Raw genomic sequence first — 3360 nt, 5'->3', positions numbered from 1 at the left:
TCGTCGACGACGACCATGCCGAGGTTGTCGAACTCGACCGCGTCCTGCAGCAGCGCATGGGTGCCGACGACGATGCCGACCTCGCCGCCGGCGATCTCGGCGCGCACCTGTTTCTTCTGGCCCGCCGACATCGATCCGGTCAACAGCGCCAACCGGGTCGCGTTGTCCTCGCCGCCGAGCTGGCCCGCCATCGCCAACGGCCCGAGCACGTCCCTGATCGACCGAACATGCTGGGCGGCAAGCACTTCAGTGGGCGCCAGCAGCGCGCACTGGTAGCCGGCGTCAACCATCTGCAGCATCGCCAACACCGCGACGATGGTCTTGCCAGAACCCACTTCGCCCTGCAGCAGTCGGTTCATCGGCCGGTCCGCCGCGAGCTCGCCGGACAGGACCTCCAGGACTTCACGCTGCCCGGCGGTCAAATCGAACGGCAAGCGATGCAGCAGTGCGTGTTTGAGGCCTTGCGGCGCCGACGGCGCTGCCGGCCCGGACTGCGCGAGTTCGCCGTGACGCCGGCTCACCAACGCCCACTGCAGACCGACCGCTTCGTCGAAGGCCAACCGCTCTTTTGCCCGTCGCCGGTCGACGTCGTTCTCAGCGAGGTGAATGGCGCGCAACGCCTCGTCCTCTGACACCAGATCATGTGCGGCACGCAGCGTCTCGGGAAGTGGGTCCGGTATCGGGTCAAGCACCTCGAGTACCTGCCGCACACAATTGAAAATGTCCCAGCTCTGCAACTTCGCACTGGCCGGGTAGATCGGGTAGAACGTGCGCTCGAAGGCCTCCTGCAGCACCTCCCCGCTCACCGCCTGCGAGGCATTGGCGATCATCTTCAGCGACCGGCTGCCGTGGTTGCGCCCGTCGGCGGAATTCAGCACCAGAAAATCGGGATGGGTGAGTTGCATGGCACCGCGGAAGTACCCGACCTCGCCGGAGAGCATGACGCGGGTTCCCTTGGACAGCTGGTCGGTGATCCACTTCTTGGGATGGAAGAACGTGGCGGTGACCTTGCCCCGTCCGGAGCCCAGAGTTACGCGAAACAGCTTGTCCTTGGGGCGGTTTCGGATCGAAAGCAGTGCGGTTTCGGTGATCTCGTCGACGAGCGTGACGTGCTCACCCTCGGGCGGCGGCTCGGCGCCGGCGTCGCGGACTCCTGCGCCTTCGACGTAGCTGCGCGGGTAGTGGCGCAGCAAGTCGTCGATCGTCTGGATACCGAACACCTCGTCGAGCGGGCCCGCCGCCTTGGCGCCGACGATGAAATCCAGGCGGTCGCGCAGCGACGCCATGACTATTCGACCCCGATCAGCAACGCATCGCCACGATGCCCGGTGCGGTACATCGCGAGTTCGATACCGGGGTGGTAGTCGTGCAGGTGCTGCTGCAGCGCCGTCTCGACGGCGTCCGCGTCGATGCCGTCACCGATGAGCACGGTGGTCAGCTCACCGCCGGCGCCGAGCAGCAGATCGATCAGGCCGGTCGCGGCCGAGGCGACGTCGGGCGCCACGATCAGCACCTCGTCGCCGGCAATGCCCAGTCCGTTGCCCGGCTCGCAGGTGCCGGCCCACGTCAACGCCGTCTCGGTCGCGACGCGCACTGCTGCGTGCCGCACACCGCCTGCGGCGCGAGCCATTGTGTAACCGTCGTTGACGGCCTGCCGGCCGGGTTCGTGGACCGCGAGCGCGGCCAGGCCCTGCACCATCGAGCCGGTCGGCAGTGGCACCACGTCGATGCCCCATCCGATGGCCGCGGTGCAGCCGGCCACCAGTTCCTCGGCCGGCACGTAACCGTTGGGCAGCACCATCACTTGAGCAGCACCGGTGTCGACGACCGCACGCAACAGCTGTTGGGCGGTGATCACCGTCGCCGGGTCCTCGGCGAGCGGGTTGGAGCGCAACACGCAGGCTCCCTCATCGGCGAACAGTTCGGCCGCGCCGTCGCCGTCGATGACGGCCAGCACCGCGCGCTCGCGCGTCCAGCTGCCCGGCGGCAGCCCGCCGGTGCCGCTGGTCAGCATGGAGATTTGAATGCGCCGCGGGTGACCGAACGCCAGGCCCGCCTCGATCGCCGCGCCGGCATCATCGGTGTGGACGTGGACCGAGTGGCCACCGACCACGCCGGAGGTCGCGATGGCCACCGATTCGCCGAGTTCGTCCAGCCGCTCGCGCAACTGGTCGGCGCCCTCGGCGTCGCACCCGCCCAGCAGGTACATCACCTCGAACTGCGGCGCCGGCGGTTGCGCGGCGAGGTCCAGCGTGTGCTGACGCGGCGCCGGCTCGTAGACCTTGCGGCTGGGCGCCTGGCCGGTGATCGTCGATCGCAACGCGTCCAGCAGCACCAGCAGGCCGCGACCACCGGCGTCGACCACGCCGGCGTCCCTGAGCACATCGAGCTGCTCGGGGGTTTTCTCCAGCGCCACCACCGCGGCCTCACCGGCGGCGATGACCGCCTGCGACAGCCCCGCCGGTGCTGTCTCGTCGACCGCCTCACCGGCGGCCTTGAGCACCGAAACGATCGTTCCCTGGACCTCTCGGCCGCCCATCGACGCGACGACCAGATCAACCCCGCGATGCAGCGCCGCACCGAGCAGCGCGGCGTCGATGTCCTGCAGGTCATCGCCTGCCTCGGCGTACGCGTGGGCGGTCACGTCGGCAAAACCGCGCAGAATCTGCGACAGGATCACCCCGGAATTGCCCCGTGCGCCGTTCAGGGCGCCGGCGGACAAGGCGGCCGCCGTTTTGACGACGTCGTCGGATTTCGCCTCGGTGTTGGCCTCGGCCAGCGCAGAACGCATGGTGAACAGCATGTTGACGCCGGTGTCGGAATCGGCGACGGGAAAGACGTTGAGCCGATTGATCTCGTCGATGTGGGTGATCAGGTCACCGACCGCGGTGTGCGCCCAGTCGCGCAGAGCGGTCGCGTCCAGCGCGCGATCCAGCCCGGCCAGCCTCGACCCCGACTCGCTCGATCCCACCTGGAAGGCACCTCCTCACGCCGCCACCGGTGGGCGACAGCCTATCCATTGCCGACGACAACACAGGTCGGCCGGCACCTGGTAGTGATCGTTTTGGCAGTTCCGCCCCGCGGCAGCTATTCTTGCCAGGTTGCCGGGCCACCCATTGGGTCGTGCGCTGCGACGACGCGGGCCGCCAAGGCCTGAACAGGAGCAGGGCAATCAGCCCATGGCCCCAGAGTCTGAGGAGTTTCACGTATGGCTGCCGTCTGCGATATCTGCGGGAAGGCCCCCGGCTTCGGCAAGTCGGTGTCGCACTCCCATCGCCGGACGAGCCGCCGGTGGGACCCGAACATTCAGAGTGTGCGCGTTGCCGACCGTCCCGGGGGCAACAAGCACCGCGTCAACGT

The 3360-nt window shown here is 68.3% G+C and carries 3 protein-coding genes; 1 reads left to right on the top strand and 2 read right to left on the bottom strand.

Features of this window, described 5'->3' with window-relative positions:
* Both AC2VOG_RS09880 and AC2VOG_RS09875 read right to left on the bottom strand, forming a co-directional pair.
* Positions 1-1286: DEAD/DEAH box helicase (locus tag AC2VOG_RS09880; protein ID WP_486939721.1), on the bottom strand; the 1286-nt coding region annotated here is incomplete at its 3' end.
* 2 nt (positions 1287-1288) lie between these two features.
* Positions 1289-2944: a DAK2 domain-containing protein gene (locus tag AC2VOG_RS09875; protein WP_486939723.1), complete on the bottom strand. Its 1656-nt coding sequence runs from the start codon at positions 2942-2944 to the stop codon at positions 1289-1291.
* Between the two features lie 264 nt (positions 2945-3208).
* Here AC2VOG_RS09875 and rpmB point away from each other — a divergent pair.
* Positions 3209-3360: 50S ribosomal protein L28 (gene rpmB, locus AC2VOG_RS09870; RefSeq protein ID WP_486939722.1), on the top strand; the 152-nt coding region annotated here is incomplete at its 3' end.

It is taken from the genome of Mycobacterium sp. TH-M11 (assembly GCF_057473725.1).
The sequence above is the reverse complement of the archived record's forward strand: the minus strand, read 5'-3'. Positions and strand labels throughout refer to the sequence as shown.